This is a genomic window from Pantoea sp. BRR-3P, assembly GCF_039621635.1.
GTDB classification, from domain to species: domain Bacteria; phylum Pseudomonadota; class Gammaproteobacteria; order Enterobacterales; family Enterobacteriaceae; genus Pantoea; species Pantoea floridensis.
Genome location: NZ_CP155066.1, coordinates 2,024,544 through 2,045,897, shown reverse-complemented (window position 1 = coordinate 2,045,897; position 21,354 = coordinate 2,024,544). Strand labels below are relative to the sequence as shown.

Below are 21,354 nucleotides of genomic sequence, written 5' to 3'. Positions count from 1 at the left end.
GATAATGACTTCACGAGCCAATCCGTTTTTCACCGCCAGCCGTTTGCCGTATCAAACGCCACCCTTTGATCAGATTCAGGAAGACGATTTTCTGCCTGCGCTAGAAGCGGGCATTGCAGAAAAACGCCGCGAAGTGGCGGCGATCGCCAACAATCCGGATGCGCCAGACTTTGCCAACACCTATGAGGCGCTGGAGCGCAGCGGTCAGCTGTTAAAACGCGTCAATCTGGTGTTTGGCGCGATGACCTCTGCCAATACCAGCGATCGTCTGCAGGAAATCGACGAACAGATTACGCCGCAGCTCACCGCGCTGAACGATGAAATCTGCCTCAACAGCCAGCTGTTTGCCCGCCTCGATAGCGTGTATCAACAGCGCGGTTCGCAGTGCCCGGACGCTGAAGCCATGCGTCTGGTGGAAGTCACCTGGCAGCATTTCCAGCTGGCGGGCGCCAGTCTGAGCGAAGCCGATAAAACCCAACTGCGCGCCTGCAATCAGGAACTGGCGAGCCTCAGCACGCGCTTTGGCAACAAGCTCTTAGCCGCCACCAAAGCGGGCGCCTATGTGGTAAGCGATGTGCGGGCGTTGGCAGGATTAAGTGAAGAAGATCTGGCGCACGCCAAAGCCGCCGCCGAAGCGCGCGGTTTACACGGTGAATGGCTGATCGCCCTGCAAAACACCACCCAGCAACCGGCCTTACAATCGCTGGAGGTACGCGCCACGCGTGAAGCGTTGTTCCAGCAGGCACTAACGCGCAGCGAGCAGGGCGATGATAACGACACGCGCGCCATCGTGTTGCGCATGGCGCAGCTACGTGCTCAGCAGGCGAGCTTGCTCGGATTCAAAACCTATGCCGAATGGAGCATGCAGGATCAGATGGCAAAAACGCCAGATGCCGCGTTTGCCTTTATGCGTAACATTGTGCCTGCCGCGCGCGCACGCGCAGAACGCGAAGCCGCTGATATCCAGCGAGCCATTGAGCAAGCGCATCACCGTTTCCCGCTGCGCGTCTGGGACTGGAATTTCTATGCCGAGCAGGTACGCAAAGATAAATACGCGCTGGACGAGAGCCAAATCCGCCCTTATTTCGAGCTGAACAACGTGCTGGAGAAGGGCGTGTTTTGGTCCGCCAGCCAGCTGTTTGGTATCCGTTTTAGCCAGCGTCACGATCTGCCGGTTTATCATCCCGACGTCAACGTGTATGAGATTTTCGATGCCGACGATACACCGCTAGCGCTGTTCTACACCGATTTCTTCAAGCGCGATAACAAGAGCGGCGGCGCGTGGATGAGCAATTTTGTCGACCAAAGCACGCTGCTCGGCAGCAAGCCGGTGATCTACAACGTCTGCAACTACACCAAGCCGCAGGCTGGCCAGCCGGCGCTGCTGAGCTGGGACGAAGTGATTACGCTGTTCCATGAATTTGGTCACGCGCTGCACGGTTTATTTGCGAACCAGCGTTATCCGAGCCTGTCCGGCACCGCCACGCCGCGCGATTTTGTCGAGTTCCCGTCGCAGATCAACGAGCATTGGGCCAGCAACGAAGCGGTGTTTGCTAACTATGCGCGTCACTACCAAAGCGGCGAGGCGATGCCTGGCGAATTGCGTGACAAGATGGTGCGCGCCGCGAAGTTCAACAAAGGCTATGACATGACCGAGCTGCTGGCCGCGGCGCTGCTGGATTTGCAGTGGCATTCGCTCACGACCCAAGATAATCCGCAGGACGTGAGTCACTTTGAACTACAAGCGCTGGCGGCGGAAAACATCGCGCTGGCGGCGGTTCCGCCGCGTTATCGTTCCAGCTATTTCCGTCACATTTGGGGCGGCGGTTATGCGGCCGGTTATTACGCCTATATCTGGACGCAGATGCTGGCCGATGATGGCTATCAGGCCTTTGTTGAACGAGGTGGATTAACACGCGAAAACGGCCAGCAGTTCCGCGACCATATTCTGTCGCGCGGCAATAGCACCGACCTGCAGCATCTGTGGCTGGCCTGGCGCGGCAGAGAGCCGGAGATCGGCCCGATGCTGAAAAACCGTGGTCTGGAGGACGCGTAACGATTGTTTGTAGGGTCGCCATTCATGGCGACCCGGTTCACCCGAACGGCCCGCCTTCAATGGTTTCGATCATTCCGGCCAGCACGCGCTCGCCGGTTTCGTTTTTCAAATCCGCGTACCACGCCGCGGTCACTTCAGTATCTTTCGCATGCGTCACATCGCAGCGCTTGCGCGCCTTAAGGACCAGATCTTTGGTGCGATCCACGCGCCGTGCTTCGTAGCGTAGCAGCGCATCCTCAATCCCCAGCGAATGCGCTGCCAGCGTCTGCGCCAGCACCACCGCATCTTCCATTGCCGCGCAGCCACCTTGCCCGATATCCGGCGTGGTGCTGTGCGCTGCATCGCCCAGCAAGGCCACGCGACCTTTGACGAAACGGCTGAAGGGTTCGATATCGTGAATTTCTACCCGATTAGTGGTTTGTGGATTGAGGCTTTCAATCAAGCGTTGCACCGGATCGGCCCAGCCGCTGAAGTAGCCTTTAAGATCGTTTTTCAGCGTGGAACGATCTTCCGGTAAGCCTTTCGGCAGGGGGACATCGAAGAAAAAGTAGAAGCGATTGCCGCTAACCGGCATCAGCGACACGCGTTTACCTTCCCCAACAAAAGTGGTCCACTGATCGGCAGGCGCGATGGTTTCATCAATGGTCACCAGACCGTTCCAGTTAACGTAGCCGGCATAACGCCGCTCCACGCTCTCGCCCAACACATAGTGACGGATCACTGAATGCGCACCGTCAGCGGCAATCAGGAAATCGCCCTCGGCCTGGCTGCCATCATCAAACCAGGCGGTGACGCCTTGCTCGGTTTGCTCAACCTGGGTCACGCGCTTGCCGAAGCTGATACGCGAACGACCGTAGGTGTCGATTAGCATTGCCTGTAATTCGGCGCGTGCCACCGGGTAAGGATATTCACCAACCTGTTGCACCAGCGGCGTCATGCTGAAGCGGGTGAGCGTATGGCCGCTGTAAGCATCGTTGTAGGCCATAAACGCCATGTTGCCGCCCAGTACGCGCAGCGACGCTTTCATACCTAATGCATTGAGGCATTTAACGCCGTTTGGCCAGATAGAGATTGCCGCGCCCACCGGTTTCATCTCTTTCACTGCTTCAAACACCGTTGTCTCAAAACCCGCTTTCTCCAGCGCAATAGCGGCACTCATTCCACCAATGCCCGCACCAATGACAATCGCTTTCATATTTATCTCCTTTGCTATGCCTTAGAGATTGCAACTTTTGTACCAGTTATGTTTATGGAGAAAATTATCGATATCATTCTGATTTATAAATGATAATTCAGTGTTTATCTCGGCGTGCTGCACGGTAAGGGAACGGCCTGGTGCACCTTATCAGGGCAAGCTGCGCATTTTTGTGAATCAAAGGTTTCAGCATGGTAATTGGCCTGGGAACAGCCATACTGATAGAACCTTTCTGCGAGGACTTACTCATGAAGTGGATAATGGCTTTTACGCTGCTATTCAGCGCTAGCGTGCTGGCGCAACCGCAATGGCAGCCGGAGAGAAAAGCGCCGGTAGTGCAGCTAACGCCAATTGCCGCGAAGTGCGATGTGTCGGCGTGTCAGCAAAACTGCTACGTGCAGCAATCGCAGTGCAAGAACGACAACGGAGGCGGCTGCGGCTCGCTGGCACAAATTTGCGTACAAAACTGTTCCAGTCAGTGTCGTTAAGTGAAATAAATCTGTCACAACAGGGTGCTAGCGTGTTTCCCCGGCAAGGTAATATTTTGATAACAGGGGAAAATAATGAAAACCCGCTTCACACTGATTGCAACGGTTCTACTGCTGGCACAGCGGGCGTATGCGGTTTCACTGCCCGACGCTGCTGCGCTGGCCGATCTAACGTCTACCGGTTCCACGCCCGGCTACTCCCAACTTGAACAGCAATCACTGCAGGCTGAACGGCAGGCGCTGCAAGGCAATGCCAGTGCCTTAACGCGTGAACAGCTGGAAAAGGCCAGGCAGACAGCGAAACAGGCCGACACGCAGTGGCTAAAAAACAGCGGTTACGACTTCAAAAGCAAAGAGAATCAGCAGGCGGGCATAGCGTTGCTTTCCGGCTTTAGCGCACTGCCCAGCAGCGTACTGGATGCCAGCCGCGCCACCGTCAGCAGCATCAACCTGAACGCCACGCAAAACGTCCGTCATCAGGCTCTGGCCGATGCGGAAGCGATTAGCTATCTCTATTTCCTCTCCGATGCGCTCGGTCCGCGCCTTGGCAAAGCGTTCCTCACGGCTTACGACAAAGGTGAAATCGGCAAAGCGGCAGCCCTGATTAAAGCTAGCGAAGTCAGCACCAGCGCGGCGAAGAAACACTTTAATTACCCACGACCTTTTCTACATGAGGGCAACAGCATTCATCTGGTGCCAGACGATGTGGTAGTGAAAGACAATGTACGTTATACCGCCGACGGCGGCTCCTTCCCAAGTGGCCACACCAATACCGGTTACACCGACGCCTTGTTGTTGGCCGAAATGGTACCGGAGCGTTTTGAAGCGCTGGTGACACGAGGAGCGCGGTACGGTTATTCGCGTGTGGTGTTAGGCGTGCATTATCCGTTGGATGTGATGGGTTCTCGCATGGTGGCGCAGCGTAACGTGGCAAATTACCTCAACGATACGCGTTATCAGGCGCTGTTCAGTGAAGCGCGCGATCAGCTGCGAGCCGCATTGGAGAAAGAGTGTGGTACTACGCTTGCAGAGTGTGCACGCAGTGAGGGCAAAAACGATCCGTATCGCTCGCCAGCTATGCTGCCGTTCTATCGCTTCACCATGAGTTATAACCTGCCGAAAGCCGCGGTAAAAAATACGCCGGTTAAGGTACCGCAGGGCGCGGAGATCTTGTTGAAGGCGGCGCTGCCGCAGCTTTCTGATGCGCAGATTCGCGGCCTGATGGTGAAAAGTGCATTACCTAACGGTTATCCGTTGTCGGGTAATAACGCCGAGCAGTCGTTCTGGCAACGTCTGGATTTAACGGCGGCATATGCGTTGGCCAGACCGCAGCGCTAATATGTTGATCGCCATTCCTGCGCGCGGCATCACTCCTTAATCCGCCGGTCAAGCGTGAAGGGCGCTGAAGTGGCCTGGGCGAAAAGGGCGGCAGCGGCGGGATGATCGGGATGCAAAATGGCATTGTCTTCACCGGTCAGAATGCTCGGCACCGTCAGCAGCAAAGGCAATTCACTCTCCAGATTGAGAAAGGCCGCGCCAATCGCCTGCGTCTCTTCCTGCTGCTGATATTTATGCCAGTCGCTGGGCAGCTTGCTGCTGTCCAGCGCCATAATTTCGCTTTCTGGAACCGGCACGGTAAAGATCACAAAGCGACTTTTCTCCAGCATGGCTTTACCCGTATGCACCACCAGTTCCAGCGTGGCGAGCGCCTTTGAGCTGCTGAGATAAACCGTTTTAATACCGGGCGGATTCCAGCGACCGCCCCATTTTTCTGCGCCAGCGCCGCTAAAGGCATCGCTGGCGTACTCTTCTTTCACTAAACGATAAAACAGGCGGTAGGGAGCATCCGGTTCCTTCCGTTGCGTCATTACACAATTACTCCGTGTTCCAGACGGCCAATCAGCGTTAACACCGCATCACAGCCCGCGGGCGTGCTCAGCATCTCCATGGGCACTGCATCATCCAGTGCTAACGCAGGTTGATACATCCAGTGCATCGCGGCGTCAACGTCACCACCAAATAATTGCAGCACGGCATCCAGAATTTCGAAGACCTGATAAACACGTGCGCCTTGCTCCACGGATAGCTGTGAACCGGCTTTCTCGCGACGACGATAGGTATTGCGATCGATTGAGACCATTTGCGCGACGTCCAGCGGTGTCGCTTTGAGCACCGTAGCAGCGCGCTCAACGATGCCAACGTCCAATCCTTCGGTGATCAGCTGGTGCGCTTTGAGCGGATTACGCGGCAATCCCATTTGGTCCATGAAGGATTTATGCGCATGCTGCATCAGCGTAGGATCGAAGACGCGTGCGGCATTGCCATGATTGAATGGGGATGCAGTTGTCATAACAACCTCCTGTGTAATGTTCATTTGAACATTTTGATAGTTCAAGTGTACAACACTACGCAGAGGTTGTCATTTTTTGTCCGTGCGTAAAAACAAATGGCGGTTAATCAACAATAAATAACGTTGCGCCCAGCGTTGTTGAGGAGCGATGTGCTTCCGCATTGTCCGCAACCTGGTAACTGACGCCAGCGGTTAAGGTGAAGGTGCGTCCATCATCCAGCTCGGTCACCATTTCACCTTGCAGGCACAGCAAAATATGTCCTTTACTGCACCAGTGATCTGCCAGATACCCCGCTGAATACTCCACCATGCGAACGCGAATATCACCGAAGCGCTGGGTGCGCCACAGCGCAAAACCCTGTTCGCCGGGATGCGTTTCAGGCGCGATGTGGTCCCATGTAGTGATGCCAAAAGGAAGCTGATTGATTTGCATGCGGATACCCTGATGAGGTTGAGGCATCCATGATTAGCAGCCAGCGGGCCCATTAGCCAGTAAAATCAACTGGCTTCCTGCCACATCTCGCGCATCGCCAGTTCGAGTTTTTTAAACACCCGGTAACGCGAGTCATGGAACGCAAAACGCTCCGCACGCGGCAGCAGTTCGCCTGGATTGATCTGCACCGCCTGCTGCACCGCCTCGGAGAGGTTACGCCACGCGCCAACGCCCACACCGGCACACAATGCCGCGCCTAGCGCACCGGTCTCTTTACACTCGGCCACGCGAATAGGAATGCCTAATACATCAGCAAACATCTGCGGCCAGACGCAGCTGCGCGCTGCGCCGCCGGACAAAATCGCTTGGGTAAAGGGAATACCGGCCGCGCGTAACCGATCGATATGCGCGCGATGCGCAAAGGTCACGCCTTCAAATAGCGCAAACAGCATATCGGCACGCGTGTGCCAGCCGCCAAGACCGTAAAATCCGGCTTTCGCCGGTTCCGATTTGCGCCCGGAGTAGAGATAAGGATGATAGAGCGGCAGCTGTGCATTAGGTTGTACATGGGCTACCGTGTCGCTGCTGCGCGCCGCGCCCTGGCCGCCGCGGCCATCGTCAAATTCGCGCAGGAACCAGTCGAGGTTAGCCGCCGAGGTGGCGCTGGCTTCAATCGCCATATAGCGATCGGTTTCGATGATCGAGTTCATAAACACCGGGCGCAGATAATCAGGTTTATCCACCACCACTTGATTGATGCTCCAGGTCCCCGCGACAATCGAGGCTTCGCCGCTGTTAACCACGCCGGAACCAATGGCGCTGGCCACCACATCAAAAATCCCGGCAACCACCGGAATGCCCGCCGGTAAGCCGGTGAGCTGAGCCGCTCGTGGGGTAACATGGCCGACTACCTCGCAGGATTCCCGCAGCACGGGTAACAGGGTGAAGGCGTCTTCAATGCCGTACAGCGCCAGTAACTCCTGGCTGTAACCCCGTTGGCGATAATCAATCAGGCCGGCACCGGCGGCATCCGAATAATCTGCGCTGATGGCGCCACTGAGAAAATGGGCGATAACGTCTTTGGCGCAGAGTAAATGTCCCACCTGCGCCCAGCGTTCGGGCTGGTGCTGCTTAATCCAGCTGATTAACACCGGCGTCGCCGCAGGCCAGGGTTTTTGCAGTGAAATTTGGTAAATGCGCCGATCCGCGCCGCTCGCCTCCAGCGCCTGCACCGTTTCACTGGCGCGATGATCGATGGATTGAATGCCAAACAGCGGCTGCTGCTGTTTATCCAGTGCGTACAAGCCGTTGCCGTGGCCGGCCGCGCCCACCGCAATCACATCACTCGCCGGCGTGCCCGCCTGGTGCAAACAGCGGCTTACGGCATCGCTGACGCCGTGCCAAATATCCGCCACCGGCCGTTCGGCGTAACCTTCCTGCGGGCGCTGGGTTTCTCCTGCGCACTCGGCCACCGACAATACGCGGCCGCAGAGATCAAACAGCACCGCTTTGATCATGGTGTTTCCGGCATCAATACCCACTATCTTCATATCCGACTCCGTTCTACAAGCGAAGACGGCGCACCGCTTAAGCGCCGGTGCAGGTAAGGCTTAACCCTGCTGATAAATTTCCAATGCGTCGGGGCCGCTGGCGCCCTGATGAATAATCGCCATCAGCGCTTTCACCACGCGAGAAGGGTTGTCATGCTGATAAACGTTGCGGCCATACACCATGCCGCTAGCCCCCTGCGCCATTAGCGCGGCGCTTTTTGCGAGCACGCCCGCCAGCTCGCCTTTGCCGCCACCGCGTACCAGCGTGGGGCAGCGCGCCGCTTCGACCACGCGATGAAAATCTTCCACGTGCTCGGTGGGATCGGCTTTGATGATATCCGCACCTAACTCACGCGCCAGCCGCACCAGCGGCACAATCTTCTCCACATCGCCAAGGGATCCATACGCCGCGCCTTGTCCGGCGGGCGCCATCACCAGCGGTTCAATCATCAGCGGCATGCCATAGCGATCGCACGCCTGGCGCAGACGACCAATATTCTCGACGCACATGCGGAAAATGCCCGGCTCATCGGGGATCAGATAGAGATTCACCACCACCGCAGCGGCGTCCAGCTGCAGCGCGGCGAGAATTGGTTCATCGGGATTGTGCAGCACCGCCCACATTTCACGGTGTCGCGCGGCGTTGTAGGCGTTGCCGACATCGGTGCGCATCACCAGCGCCGGTTTGCGCCCGGCGACGCGCTGCAGCAGATCGGCCTGACCGTAATTCACCTGAATCGCATCCGGCTGCGCGGTAATCAGGTTATCCATTACCGCTGCGATGTTCTCCAGCCCAATGAGAAAATCCGGCTCGTTGGCGATGCCGTGATCGATCGCCACATCCAGACATTTACCGTGCTGAAACAGGCGATGCATGCGCACTTTATTGGTTACTAACATGTCGTGTTTCCTCCTGAAAAACCGTGGGATAAAGACCGGTGAGGCCGTGTAAACGCGCCAGATTGTCACAGCCACGTTGCAGCTGCTGCGCGCGTTCGGTGTCGCTCCAGCCCAGCGTGGTCGCCATGATCTGGGCAATCTCCTGCACCAGCGGCGCGGTCAGTTCACCGCAGATCGCCAGCGAGGTGCGGCGCACCAGCAGATCTTCCAGCTGGCACACCTGTTCATGCTCAATCAGATAGCGTAGTTCGATATCGCTGTACGCCGCGTGATGCTGCAGCGGGTGTTCGCCTTGCTGCTGAATCAGCGCCAGCAGCGGCACGGCGCGGCTGCCATAACGTTTTGCCAGCTGCATTACGCGCGGCAGCGGCGCAGCATAACGCTGCGCCAGCTGCGCCAGCCACGCGGTTTGCCCTGAAGGCGGAGGGAAATCGCGTCCGCCGCCAATCGGCACATCGCCGCTGGAAAGATGGCGTTTTTCGCCGAGCAGGCGCAGCACGCGATCGGCTGCCTCTTCACCAAACTGACGAAATGTGGTCCATTTGCCGCCGACTAAACACAGTGTGCTCCACGCCCGATTGGCATCGGGTGGCAGCATCACCAATGAGTGGTTACGTGAAATCTGGCCGTTGAGTTTGGCATCGCTGGCCGGCAGCGGACGCACGCCGCAGAAGGTATAGACGATAGCGGCATCGGGCACGTCGATGTGGGGAAAGACGAAGCGCAGGGATTCCAGGATATACACTTTTTCATCCTCTTCGCACACCACCGCATCGGGATCGTCAACGCGAATATCGGTGGAACCCACCAGCACCTTGCCGAACCACGGGAACATGATGCAGACGCGGCCTTCCTGATTTTCGAAGTAGACCATTTCGCCATCCAGCATATGCAGCAGTTCGGGATGATTGAGGATCAGATGCGATCCTTTGGTACCGCCAATCATTTTTGGCAGGTCGTCGCGAGAAGAGATGCGCTGGTTGAGCTGGTCGATCCACGCCCCTCCGGCATTCACCAGCACGTGCGGTTGCAGGCTAAAGCGCTCGCCACTTAACGCATCCTGCAGAATAACGGTTTCGCCCTCGGCGCTCACCAGCTGCAGATAGTTGAGCGCCAGCGCTTCCGGACACGCCTGTTGCGCGTCGTCTATGAGTTCAAACCCCAGCCGTTCCGGCGCGCTGATCCACGCATCATAGTAGCTGGCGCTGTACTTCACCCAGGGCGCAAATCCCGGCCAGCGATCGCGCGTGGCCGCTTCACTGCGCACCTGATGCTTCGGCATTGAGCCATACTGGCGGGTGTAGATATCGTAGAGGCTGAGGCCTGTTTTAATCAGCAGCGCGCCGCGCCGCGTGGGCTTATCGCTCAGGCGTAGAAAGCGCCGCGTCGCATTGACCAGCCCGCCAGCGAGATTGTCGATTGGCACCGTCGTACGTAAAGGGAATACATAATGCGAGGCGTTTTTTAACAGGCGATCGCGCTCGGTGACCGACTCTTTCACTAACGTGAACTCACCGGTTTCCAGATAACGCAATCCACCGTGGATCATGCGCGAGAGCGCGCCGCTGGCGGCCTGGCACCAGTCGCCTTTCTCCACCAGAATCGCCGGAATACCTTGCAAGGCCAGTTCACGAAAGGTGCTGATGCCGTTGATGCCACCGCCGACGATCAACACCGGGGTGGACGAGCGCTGGCGTAAAAGGTTCAGGCGCTGCTCGCGCGTTTGAATATTATCCATGAGTGACTCCTCGGCTCAGGTCCAGTTCCAGTACGCCTGCCGCAGTGGATTCATCCGTGACCATGCTTTTCAGCCACTGACCATGCAGCGCGCAGCGGATGGGATCCACTTTGTCCCGTCCGGCGACTACCGCCATTGAGAATGGAATACGCTGCAGCTCGGGCAAGGTAAGTGCGACCAGCCGACGGTTGGCGTCAAACGGCGCAGGCTGACCGCGAGCATCCAGCAGCCAGGCTAGCAGTTCACTGCGCGCGCCGCTGGTTTCAATACTCGCCGAGGCATGACGCGCCGCCAGGTTGAGGTCATAGTAGCTGGAGCTGTCGCTATGAATCGATCCAAGGCCAACCACGGCCAACGTGGCGTTGCGTGCTTTATCCAGCACATTCTCGACGGCGCTGATGCCCATCAGCATGTCGCGTTCTTCGGCGGAATCGGTAAACAGCGGGGCATGAATCTGCCAGGCGTGTCCGCCGAGACGCGCCGCCATTTCCGATGCCACGTGATTAACATCGGTGTAATGCTTGCCTTGTACGCAGCCCAGGGCGGGCACCACCTGCACATCGTATTTACGCGTGGGCTGTAAGGCATCAACCAACGCGCTAACGCCTTTCCCGCCGGTAATAGCAATCACATCGCCATCTTTGAGGCGCGAGAGCAGATATTCTGCCGCCGCAGCGCCAACCATTTGCAGGCTCTGATCCTCGCTGCGCGCCACATTCGGTGCGACCACCACCTGTTGCAGCTGGCCGAGAGCGGCCAGATCGCTCTCCAGCTGGTGCGCTGAAAGCCACGGCGATTTGATGGTGATCTCCACCATGCCGCTCTCTTTGCCCTGGCGAATCAGCCGATTGACGCTAGCCACAGACAGACCAGTCTCAACCGCAATATCCGACTGCTTTTTGCCGTCGAGGTAATACATCACCAGTACCTGGTAAATCTGACGTGCGCTGTGAAACGCGGGATGTTCGCTAGTGAATTCCATGGGCGATAATTCCTTATGCAGCTCGGTATTTATTCAGCAAATGGTCAATAGACACCGCGGTCAGCAGGATCAAGCCTTTAATCAACTCCTGCCAGTAAACGGAGACGTTAATCAAAATCAGCGAGCTGGTAACAATCGACAACAGCGCCACACCGAGCACCGCGCCAAGAATCGAACCGGTGCCGCCTTTCAGACTCGCACCGCCAATCACCGCCGCCGCAATCACATTCAGCTCCATACCCACGCCAAACGTCGGGGTAGCAGAGCCGAGACGCGCCATGTAGATAATGCCCGCCAGCCCAGCCAGCGTTGAGGTCAGCACCGTGACCCACAGTTTGATGCGATTGATGTTAAGGCCGGAGTAGGCGGCGGCACGTTCGTTGCTGCCGGTATAAAACACTTTGCGGAAAAGGGTTGCTTTACGCAGCAGCACGTCGAACAGCGCCACCAGGACAAAAAACAGCACGATGACAAAGGGAATGCCCCAGATAGCGCCCTGGCCGATAAACTTGAAATTCACCGGCAGAGTAAACAGCGACAGCGGTGTGCCCTGGGTGACGATCATGCACAGGCCGCGCACAATCACCATCGCTGCCAGCGAGGCGATAAAATGGCTGAGGCCGATTTTGGTTACCGTTAGTCCCATGAGTAAGCCCACCAACGCCGCCGCGCCAATGCCTGCCAAACTCGCCAGCCAGGGATCCATGCCGCTCAGGAACAGCTGCCCGGCCACCACCATGGAAAGACAAACCACCGCGCCAACTGAAAGATCGATACCGCCGACAATCAGTAAAATGGTCATGCCGATCACCACGATGCCTTCAATCGAAAACGACAGCAGCATCGCCTTCATGTTGGCCCAGGTGAGGAAGTAGGGCGAGGTAAAGCTCATCACCACGAAGATCAGCGCGATGATCACGATCAGCCCCACTTCGCGCTGCTTGTGTATGCCGCCGAACAGCGACCAGCGCGATTTTTGCAAGGTGGGCAGGGTGGTATTCATGGTCATACGGCCTCCGCTTCAGGATTGATGCCGGCGGCGAGCCGCATCAGATTTTCTTCTGTCATGGCATCACCGGTGACTTCACCGCTAATACGCCCTTCATGAATCACAATGATGCGATCGCACAGGCCAATTAACTCGGGCAACTCCGACGAAATCACCACTAAACCCACGCCGTTTGCCGCCAGTTTGGCGAGAATGCTGTAGATTTCCGCCTTGGCGCTGACGTCCACGCCGCGCGTGGGTTCGTCAAGAAAGACAATTTCCGGCTGTACCGACAGCACGCGGGCTAGCGCGACTTTTTGCTGATTGCCGCCCGACAGCGATGACACCGGATCGCTCAATTTGCCATGCTTCAGTTTCACCTGCTGTGCCAGCGCTTCTGCTTGCTGGCGCTCGCGGCCCGGGCTCAGCAGCAGGCGATGATGACTCACGGCGTGGAGATCCAGTGCCGAAATATTCCAGTCGATTGGCATCGATAGAAACAACCCGGCGTCTTTGCGATCCTCAGATAAATAAACCATGCGCTGTGCAATGCTGGCCGCGTAATTGCGCAGCGTCACCGCCTCGCCTTTAATGCGGATCGCGCCGCGTTTAATCGGCAATAAACCGCAAATCCCTTGCGCGATTTCACTGCGTCCCGCGCCCATTAAACCGCCGATACCGAGGATTTCACCGGGTCGCAGATCAAAATGAATAGCGTGGAAGTGTTTGCCATCACCGAGATCGCGCACCTGCAACAGCGGCGACACGGCGCTAACCGGGCGTTTATTGGGGTAAAGCTGTGAAAGCTCACGTCCTACCAGGCGCGTAATCACTTCATCGGGCGTCATGCTGCGCAGCGGCGCGCTGTGCACGGTGCGGCCATCACGCAAAATAGTGATGTGCTGACACAGCGCAAAAATTTCCGCCATGCGATGGCTGATATACACCACCGCAATCCCTTGCGCCTGTAGCTGACGCACAATGGTAAACAACGTCTGGGCTTCCGGTTCGGTCAGTGCGGCAGTCGGTTCATCCAGAATCAGCAGGCGACAATCCAGCGTCAGCGCCTTGGCAATCTCCACCAGCTGCTGCTGCGACAGTGAGAGTTCGCCCACCTTGCGGGTCACGGCGATCGGCGCCAAGCGGTTCATCACCGTCTGTGCTTTCTCACGCAGCGCTTTATGTGGCATCAGCACGCCACGCTGGCTGGCGGCGTGCGCCATCCAGATGTTTTCATACACGCTGATATCCGGGCACAGCGCAATTTCCTGATGCACTAAACCTATACCGAGCTGCTGTGCCTCGCGCGGCGAGCGCAGGGTGATAGGCTTGCCATCAAGTAACACCTCACCGCTATCCGGGCGCAGAATGCCATCGATAATATTCATCAACGTCGATTTGCCTGCGCCGTTTTCGCCTGCCAGCGCATGGATTTCACCGGCGCGCAGAGTGAGATCTACGCCCTGTAACGCCCGCACCGCGCCAAAGCTTTTACTGATGCCTCGCAATTCAAGAAGTGCCGTCATGATCGTCACCTTACTCGTTGATGCCTTTGGTACCACGGCGTTTCAGATAGGCATCCCAGCGGAAATCGTCGGCATTGTCTTTTGTCACCACCGCATAGCCGTTATCGAGGATGGGGAAGGCGAAAGGATTGGTGCCGTTGCGTTTGGCATCGTTCATGGGATCGATCAGTTCCGGATGAGCGGCGAGGAATAAGGTCATAAAGCCCATATAACCCTGAATGCCCTGATTCGGATTGATGGCGCCAAACACCTGGCCGCTTTTAATCATATCCAGCACCTTGGCGTTAACATCGACGGTCATCACTTTTACTTTGCCGCCATTTTCTGCCACCGCCTGCGCGGCACCGATCGCCGAGCTGGCTTCCGGCATGAAGATGCCTTTGAGGTTAGGGTTGGCCTGCAGCATTGAGAGCACTGCGTTATACGCCTTTGAAGGATCCTGATTGGTGGCGGCGCGCGCCACCAGTTTGCTATCCGGGAAGGCGGCTTTCATTTCGTTGATAAAAGCGGTGACGCGACGATCGTGATTATCCTGCCCCGGGTTTTCCAGTACGGCAAACTCTGCGCCTTTACCCATCGCTTTGCCAAGCTCATCGGCAGCGGCTTTGCCTTCACGGAAGTTGTCCGAGGTGATGTAAGCGACGCGTTTGCTGTTGGGAGAATCGGCGGCGAAGGTCACTACCGGAATGCCCATTTCAGCGGCGCGATTAATTGGTTCAATAAACGGATCGGGATTCATCGGATGAAGAAAGATACCGGCGGGTTTTTGCGCCAGGATTTGCTCAAAGCTGGAGAGCTGTTGGTTAACATCATAGGCTGGCGTGCCGCCGTAAACGGTTTTGCAGCCCAGCTGGTGCGCCGCCTGTTTGAACATTTCATAGACCGGGAACCAGTATTCCACGCCGGTTACCATCACGTTCATATAATAGGTTTCGCCGGGCTTACAGCGAAATTGCGGCGCGTCATCGGCGGCGCTTACGGTGCTGGTGAAACTGCCCGCCAGCAATAAACTCGCGAGAAGTGCGGTGATTTTTTTCATGTTTTTTCCCCGGAACTGACGCTGAATGTGTATGGCTCAGCCGTGACAACAAAACGCGGAAAAACGAGCCGGGGTTAATCGTGAAAATTATTTCTCATGCATGAAATAATTTTCACAAGGTATAAAAGCTGGCGCGAAAAAGATCAATTTATGGTTAACGAATTGTTTCGTAGTTGTGAGTGCGTTCACTAATTGCACTCTTAGGCTGGGTGCAAGCGGCGTTGATCGTCGTTGGTGTGCTCATGCTTTCATATGAAACCTGTCATCAGCTTTATGTGTGACAAATATCCCAATTATAAGGTTGCGTGATTGTTAATTGTTCTTCATTAGTTATGAATGAAGTGTAATTTATTTCGAATGAAGATTTTAGGCAATCAAATCGGAGCACCTCATGAACACAACCTTCACGTCTTTACAGCAACCTGATGATTTCAAACAGAACGTCCGCCTGATGAAAAAAGCGCTGAGAGAGCAGATTGGCGATGTGGAAGGGCTGTTTGAACAAGTCAGAAGCAAAATCGTTAACGAAATTGCCGCCGCCCGCGCCGAAGAAGCCCAAAACGGATCGGCATGGCCACAAGTCACTCAGCAGGACATCGCTGCCGGACGCATCAGCGAGGCAGTGAAGGATCATATTCGTCGGCGCGGCTGCGTGGTGGTGAAACAAACTTTCGCGCGCGATCAGGCATTGGCGTGGGATGAATCAATGCTCAAGTACCTCGACGACAATGATTTCGATAATGTCTATACAGGGCCAGGCGATAACTTCTTCGGAAATCTTGAGGCCTCACGCCCGGAAATCTATCCGATTTACTGGAGCGATGCGCAAATGTCTGCGCGCCAAAGTGAAGCCATGGCGCAGACGCAGTCCTTCCTCAATCGCCTATGGAAGTTTGAGTCGCGCGGTATGCGCTGGTTTGAGCCGGACGTCAGCATTATCTATCCCGACCGCATTCGCCGCCGTTTACCGGGCACCACCTCAAAAGGGCTCGGCGCGCATACCGATTCCGGCGCGCTGGAGCGGTGGTTGCTGCCGGCTTATCAGCAGGTGTTCAGCAAAATCTTCACCAACCAGTTTGATCAATACGATCCGTGGGATGCGGCGCACCGCACGGAAGTGAATGAATATCAATCTGGCACCACCACCAAGTGCTCGGCATTCCGTACCTTCCAGGGCTGGACGGCACTATCGGATATGCAACTTGGGCAAGGTTTGCTGCATGTGGTGCCGGTGCCGGAAGCGATGGCCTATTTGCTGTTGCGTCCGCTGCTGAATGATGTACCAGAAGATGAGCTGTGCGGCGTCGCGCCGGGCAAGGTGCTGCCGGTATCTGCGCAGTGGCATCCCGAGCTGATTGAGGGTTTATGTTCGATTCCGGCGCTGCAGGCGGGCGATTCGGTGTGGTGGCACTGTGATGTGATCCATTCGGTCGCACCGGTTGAAAATCAGCAAGGTTGGGGCAATGTGATGTACATTCCTGCCGCGCCGCTGTGTGAGAAAAATGCGGCTTATGCCAGCAACGTCGCGCAGGCGCTGTCCAGCGGTGCGTCGCCGGGCGATTTCCCGCCAGAAGATTACGAAACACACTGGCGCAACCGTTTCACGCCTGAGGCGCTGAATGCCAACGGTCGCCGCAGTCTGGGATTGGACTGAATTTCTGGTAAGCTTGGCAAAAATCTTTCGGCAGCGGGTGTTATGAACGCACGTCATCAGCAAATTATTCAATTGGTTAGCGAGCGCGGTAGCGTCAGCGTAACTGAACTGGCGCAAACCACCGGCGTTTCGGAAGTGACCGTGCGTCAGGATCTCAATCTATTGGAGAAAGGCGGCTTTTTGCGCCGCGTGCACGGCTCTGCCGTGGCGCCAGAGAGCGATGACATTGGTGCGCGCATGCAAACCCGCTTTGCCGTGAAAAAACGGCTGGCGGAATATGCGGCGTCGTTGGTGAACAGCGGGGAAACGGTGTTTATCGAAGGGGGTAGCACCAATGCGTTGCTGGCACGCGAACTGAGCGATCGCAGCGATATCACGATCATTACCGTGAGTCATTACATCGCCGGATTGCTGCGCGAAAAGGGCGGCGATGTGATTATCCTCGGCGGTCTTTTTCAAAAAAGCAGCGAATCGGTGGTGGGGCCGCTGACGCGCTTATGCATTCAGCATCTTAATTTTCATAAAGCCTTTATCGGCATTGATGGCTGGGATGCGGTGACCGGTTTTACCAGTCGCGACATGCTGCGCTGTGACGTGGTGAATGCCATTATGGAAAAACCCACCCACACCATCGCGCTGACCGATTCATCGAAGTTTGGCCAGATTCATTCGTTTGCGCTGGCCCCCACACAGCCGTTTCAAACGCTTATCACCGATGACGGACTGGATGCCGCCTATCAAAAGACGCTGCGTGCGCAGGGTGTTGATCTGAATTTAGTCTCGTAGTAGAAGCAGGTACGCATGAATGCGTACCCTACGAAACCTCGCAAAATAAACGTAAGGGCGCCATTGATGGCGTAATGGTTGTCAGTTAACCCTGATGACCGCGAGCACACATTGTAGCGGCGCAATTCATTGCGCGATAAATCGCGCCGCTACGGAAGGTGCGGTGATTTGATTCGGCGCTTAACTGATCGTCACTACGCCATCCATGTCGCCCCATCCCGTTAACCTACCAACGCCTGCGCCGTTACTTCATCGGTAATCAAACCGGTTACCAGCCCGCTGGCCAGCACCGCGCGGATCGCTTCCACTTTGCTGACGCCGCCTGCCAGTGCCACAATCTCTGCGCGATGTGCCAGATCCAGTTCCACCGACAAGGTGCGCGACGTCAGATTGGTGTTAATCATCTGCCCGTTAGCGTCAAAGAAATGCCCGAGTAATTCACCAACCGCGCCAGATGAGGAGATGTCGTTGATCTCTGCTTCATCAATCATACCGGCCTCAACCAGCTGCGCCGCCGGTTCCACCGTGCCAATCCCCACCAGTTTGACTTCGCTCTGCGCCGCCATGGCAAACACCTCACTCACGCCACGCTGCGCCAGCAGGACGTCACGATCTTCCTGGGTATTAGCAAAAAACGGTACCGGCATCATGTAGGCTTGTGCACCGGTTTTCTCCGCGATGCGATGCATAACATCGTGCGGATTCAGCGCGTAGTTACGCGTCAAACAGCCAAGCAGCGAGACAAAACGCATGTGTGGCGCATCGATGCGTGGCAGCTGGTGGATGGCAGCGGAAAGGGTGCGACCATGCCCAAGACCTAGCGTGGTGGAGGGCGATGAAGCCAGGAGATTGCGCAGATAGTCCGCGCCCGCCATACCCAATGCGCGCACCGGCAATCCCTCTTCACCGAGATCGGGCGCGACCTGGCAAAAGTTCAAGCCGAACTTTGCGCGCAGTCGATCTTCTAACGCCACGCAGGCCACGATATCGCCATCAATGGATACCTTTACCGCGCCTTCCGCCACCACGCGCGCAATCATGCGGTGCGTTTTAACCGACGGCAGCCCAAGCCGTTTCGCGACTTCGGCCTGCGTCAAACCGCCAACGTAGTGCAGCCAGGCGGCGCGCAGCGCCAGAGATTCGTCGCGTTCAGTAGAGGTTGGAGCCGGTTTCATGGTTTACGTCCTGTTAGTTAGACAAATGCAGATCCTGCACGCCGGTATCGATATGCCCGGCCCAGAAGGCGACGCTCTCGGCAATCTCATTGACCACGTTGCTATCTGTCGGCTCGCGTTCTTTAAAGCTCAGCTCCAGACAGATCTCATTATCCTGCGCTCCCCCACGCGCCAGCGCGTCCAGCAGCGGCTGGGGCTGAATGCGGCCGCCGGCATTGTACTGCAATGTAAACGGTCTGTGGCCGCCTTTATCCAGCATGCTCTGCTTGATGTGGATAATCGGCGAGTAGCGCGGCACCGCTTCCGCCCACGCGTAAGGATCGAAGTCGCGCGGATCGGCAGAGGTAACATCACCGTGATCGATATCCGCCATCATCCACATCGGTACGGCCATTGCTGCCTGGCTCAGCCGCTGCTGCAGGTCTAAACAGGCCGGGATGGTTTCACCGAATTCGCGGCCCACGCTCATCGGTTCCCAGAACAGGTATGTTAACCCGGCGGATTTTGCGTGTTCGGCCACCTCAGCCCAGCAATCAATGGCAATGTCGATTAACGCGGCGCGGCGCGTCGTATCGTTGAAATCTTGCTGGGTAAAAATGGCAAACTGCGAACCCACTGCAGCACCGCCCAGTTCCGCGGTAATGTCGGCAAAGGTTTTGAACCAGTCTACGTAGTAACGGCGTACCGCAACGTCAGGATGGCCAAAATGGTTGAGGCGGCCATAAGGTCCGGTCATACCCGACGTGATGCGCACGCCGGTTGCGCGCAGCGCCTGCTGCATGCGCCGCGTCATGCGGTTTATGGTGGCAGCGGGCCAGCTGGGATTGATAAATTCGTGGGTCAGCTGCACGTCACGAATGCGGATCTGCTGCGCCACGGTGTGAATCAAATCCTGGGGATCGGCAAAGCGGTTCACCAGCGGGTTGGTATTGAGTGACAGCGTTAACGGCATGGTTCACCTCTTATCCGGCGTGCGCACGCAGCGGTGCGGGGGCAGCATAGGTGGCGTTGAACCACTGCGTGAAAGCCTGCTGCTGCGCCTCATCGAGATGCAGCTTATGCTTGGTGCGGCGCCAGAGCACATCGTCTGCCTGCTGCGCCCATTCGTATTCCACCAGATAGCGCACCTCAGCTTCATACAGCTGCCCACCGAAATGACGTCCCAGATCGCCCAACGCATTGGCGTGATCGATAAGCTTGTCCATACGTGTGCCGTACAGACGCGCGTAGTGTTTCCGCAGCGGCTGAGGCAGCCACGGCCAGCGTGATTTAACCTGCTCTAAAAACGTCTCGAAATCGGCGTGCGGCATATCGCCGCCCGGTAAGGTGGCGGCGCGCGTCCAGTCGGCACCCATGTTCGGGAAGTAGGGCGCCAGTTTTTGCATGGCGTGCTCAGCGAGCTTACGGAAGGTGGTGATTTTACCGCCAAATACGTGCAGCAGCGGGGCGTTTTGCCGATCGTCGAGGTCGAAAACATAGTCTCGCGTGACGGCAGAGGGATTGCCTTTGCCGTCATCAAACAGCGGACGCACGCCGGAAAAGCGCGTTATCACGTCGTTGGCGCGCAGTTTCACCTTAAAATAGCGATTAACCACATCGATCAAGTATTGCTGCTCGCTATCATCGACCGTGACCGCTTCCGCTTTGCCTTCCCACGCAATATCGGTGGTGCCGATCAGCGCGTTATCGCCTTCATACGGGTTAATAAAGATCACGCGCTTATCCGTGTTTTGCACCAGATAAGCCTGCTGACCTTCCCAGAATTTCGGCACAATAATGTGCGAGCCTTTTACCAGGCGCACGTTGCGATTGCTTTTGGTGTGCGTCACCTGATTGACGATATCCAGCACCCACGGGCCTGCCGCATTTACCAGCACTTTGGCAAACACAGTGCGTGACGCACCGCTGGCATCCTGCAAGGTGATTTCCCATTTGCCGCTATGGCGCGTGGCTGCCACGCAGCGGGTGCGCGGCAGAATGGTGGCTCCCCGTTCGGCGGCATCCAGCGCATTCAGCGTCACCAGTCGCGCGTCATCGACCCAGCAATCGGAGTATTCGAATCCTTTGTGATAGCTATCCAGCAGCGCCGCGCCCTCAGGATCGCGGCTTAAATCCAGTGAACGGGTGCCCGGTAATTTTTTGCGGCCCCCAAGGTGGTCATAGAGAAACAGCCCCAATCGCACCAGCCACGCCGGGCGATCGCTCGGGCTGTGGGGCAGAACAAAACGCATCGGCCAAATAATGTGCGGTGCCGCATTAAGCAACACTTCACGCTCGATAAGCGCTTCACGCACCAGACGAAACTCATAATATTCCAGATAGCGCAAACCGCCGTGCACCAGCTTGCCGGAGCGCGATGACGTGCCCTGGGCGAGGTCATCTTTTTCACACATCATCACCGATAACCCGCGCCCGGCGGCGTCGCGCGCAATGCCTGCGCCGTTAATGCCGCCGCCAATCACAAACAGATCCAGCATGTGTTCACTCATGATTT

Annotated in this window: 19 protein-coding genes; 5 read left to right on the top strand and 14 right to left on the bottom strand. The window is 56.7% G+C overall.

Going from position 1 to position 21,354, the window contains the following annotated elements; translation table 11 throughout:
* Positions 1–4: 4 nt before the first annotated feature.
* On the top strand, positions 5–2,056 hold the full coding sequence (gene dcp, locus AAGR08_RS09420) for a peptidyl-dipeptidase Dcp (RefSeq protein WP_345829769.1): 2,052 nt from the start codon (positions 5–7) through the stop codon (positions 2,054–2,056).
* Positions 2,057–2,093: 37 nt separating this feature from the next.
* Here dcp and hpxO read toward each other — a convergent pair whose 3' ends face one another.
* Positions 2,094–3,251, bottom strand: a complete 1,158-nt coding sequence (gene hpxO / locus AAGR08_RS09415) for an FAD-dependent urate hydroxylase HpxO (RefSeq protein WP_345829768.1) — start codon at positions 3,249–3,251, stop codon at positions 2,094–2,096.
* A gap of 248 nt (positions 3,252–3,499) precedes the next feature.
* Here hpxO and AAGR08_RS09410 point away from each other — a divergent pair, with 248 nt between their 5' ends.
* Complete coding sequence (locus AAGR08_RS09410) at positions 3,500–3,739, top strand: hypothetical protein (protein ID WP_097097355.1); 240 nt, start codon at positions 3,500–3,502, stop codon at positions 3,737–3,739.
* Between the two features lie 75 nt (positions 3,740–3,814).
* A complete protein-coding gene (locus tag AAGR08_RS09405; protein WP_345829767.1) occupies positions 3,815–5,077 on the top strand; it encodes a phosphatase PAP2 family protein in 1,263 nt (420 codons plus the stop codon).
* 29 nt (positions 5,078–5,106) lie between these two features.
* On the opposite strand, the gene AAGR08_RS09400 is transcribed toward AAGR08_RS09405, so the two are convergent.
* The 10 genes from AAGR08_RS09400 to AAGR08_RS09355 all read right to left on the bottom strand — a co-directional run bounded on the left by AAGR08_RS09400 (position 5,107) and on the right by AAGR08_RS09355 (position 15,245).
* The gene (locus AAGR08_RS09400) at positions 5,107–5,607 is read right to left on the bottom strand and encodes an RES family NAD+ phosphorylase (protein ID WP_097097353.1); all 501 of its coding nucleotides are present in this window, start codon (positions 5,605–5,607) and stop codon (positions 5,107–5,109) included.
* Positions 5,607–6,089 carry an antitoxin Xre/MbcA/ParS toxin-binding domain-containing protein gene (locus tag AAGR08_RS09395; protein WP_345829766.1) on the bottom strand — a complete coding sequence of 161 codons (483 nt, stop codon included), beginning with the start codon at positions 6,087–6,089 and terminating at the stop codon, positions 5,607–5,609. The genes AAGR08_RS09400 and AAGR08_RS09395 overlap by 1 nt, the downstream gene beginning before the upstream one ends.
* A 103-nt stretch (positions 6,090–6,192) precedes the next feature.
* Positions 6,193–6,522 (bottom strand): DHCW motif cupin fold protein, encoded by a 330-nt coding sequence (locus AAGR08_RS09390; RefSeq protein ID WP_097097351.1) that lies wholly within the window; start codon positions 6,520–6,522, stop codon positions 6,193–6,195.
* A 65-nt stretch (positions 6,523–6,587) separates the two neighbouring features.
* Positions 6,588–8,072, bottom strand: a complete 1,485-nt coding sequence (locus tag AAGR08_RS09385) for an FGGY-family carbohydrate kinase (protein ID WP_345829763.1) — start codon at positions 8,070–8,072, stop codon at positions 6,588–6,590.
* A gap of 60 nt (positions 8,073–8,132) precedes the next feature.
* On the bottom strand, positions 8,133–8,972 hold the full coding sequence (locus tag AAGR08_RS09380; protein ID WP_097097349.1) for an aldolase: 840 nt from the start codon (positions 8,970–8,972) through the stop codon (positions 8,133–8,135).
* Positions 8,956–10,710, bottom strand: coding sequence for a glycerol-3-phosphate dehydrogenase/oxidase (locus tag AAGR08_RS09375; protein WP_345829762.1), 1,755 nt, complete (start codon positions 10,708–10,710; stop codon positions 8,956–8,958). The genes AAGR08_RS09380 and AAGR08_RS09375 overlap by 17 nt, the downstream gene beginning before the upstream one ends.
* Complete coding sequence (locus AAGR08_RS09370) at positions 10,703–11,692, bottom strand: sugar-binding transcriptional regulator (protein WP_097097347.1); 990 nt, start codon at positions 11,690–11,692, stop codon at positions 10,703–10,705. The genes AAGR08_RS09375 and AAGR08_RS09370 overlap by 8 nt, the downstream gene beginning before the upstream one ends.
* 13 nt (positions 11,693–11,705) lie before the next feature.
* A complete protein-coding gene (locus AAGR08_RS09365; protein ID WP_345829760.1) occupies positions 11,706–12,701 on the bottom strand; it encodes an ABC transporter permease in 996 nt (331 codons plus the stop codon).
* Entirely contained in the window at positions 12,698–14,206 is a 1,509-nt protein-coding gene (locus tag AAGR08_RS09360; RefSeq protein ID WP_345829758.1) for a sugar ABC transporter ATP-binding protein, read from the bottom strand. Before AAGR08_RS09360 ends, AAGR08_RS09365 begins: the two co-directional genes overlap by 4 nt.
* Before the next feature lie 10 nt (positions 14,207–14,216).
* Complete coding sequence (locus AAGR08_RS09355; protein ID WP_097097344.1) at positions 14,217–15,245, bottom strand: substrate-binding domain-containing protein; 1,029 nt, start codon at positions 15,243–15,245, stop codon at positions 14,217–14,219.
* 391 nt (positions 15,246–15,636) lie between these two features.
* Here AAGR08_RS09355 and AAGR08_RS09350 point away from each other — a divergent pair, with 391 nt between their 5' ends.
* Positions 15,637–16,899: a DUF1479 domain-containing protein gene (locus tag AAGR08_RS09350; protein WP_345829757.1), complete on the top strand. Its 1,263-nt coding sequence runs from the start codon at positions 15,637–15,639 to the stop codon at positions 16,897–16,899.
* 42 nt (positions 16,900–16,941) lie between these two features.
* Positions 16,942–17,685 carry a DNA-binding transcriptional regulator YciT gene (locus tag AAGR08_RS09345; RefSeq protein ID WP_345829755.1) on the top strand — a complete coding sequence of 248 codons (744 nt, stop codon included), beginning with the start codon at positions 16,942–16,944 and terminating at the stop codon, positions 17,683–17,685.
* Between the two features lie 221 nt (positions 17,686–17,906).
* On the opposite strand, the gene AAGR08_RS09340 is transcribed toward AAGR08_RS09345, so the two are convergent.
* From AAGR08_RS09340 to AAGR08_RS09330, 3 genes are read right to left on the bottom strand one after another with little or no spacing between them, the layout of a single operon-like run.
* The gene (locus AAGR08_RS09340; RefSeq protein WP_345829754.1) at positions 17,907–18,860 is read right to left on the bottom strand and encodes a sugar-binding transcriptional regulator; all 954 of its coding nucleotides are present in this window, start codon (positions 18,858–18,860) and stop codon (positions 17,907–17,909) included.
* A 13-nt stretch (positions 18,861–18,873) separates the two neighbouring features.
* A complete protein-coding gene (locus tag AAGR08_RS09335) occupies positions 18,874–19,812 on the bottom strand; it encodes a TIM barrel protein (protein ID WP_345829753.1) in 939 nt (312 codons plus the stop codon).
* A 10-nt stretch (positions 19,813–19,822) separates the two neighbouring features.
* Positions 19,823–21,349: a glycerol-3-phosphate dehydrogenase gene (locus tag AAGR08_RS09330; protein WP_345829751.1), complete on the bottom strand. Its 1,527-nt coding sequence runs from the start codon at positions 21,347–21,349 to the stop codon at positions 19,823–19,825.
* Positions 21,350–21,354: the final 5 nt, after the last annotated feature.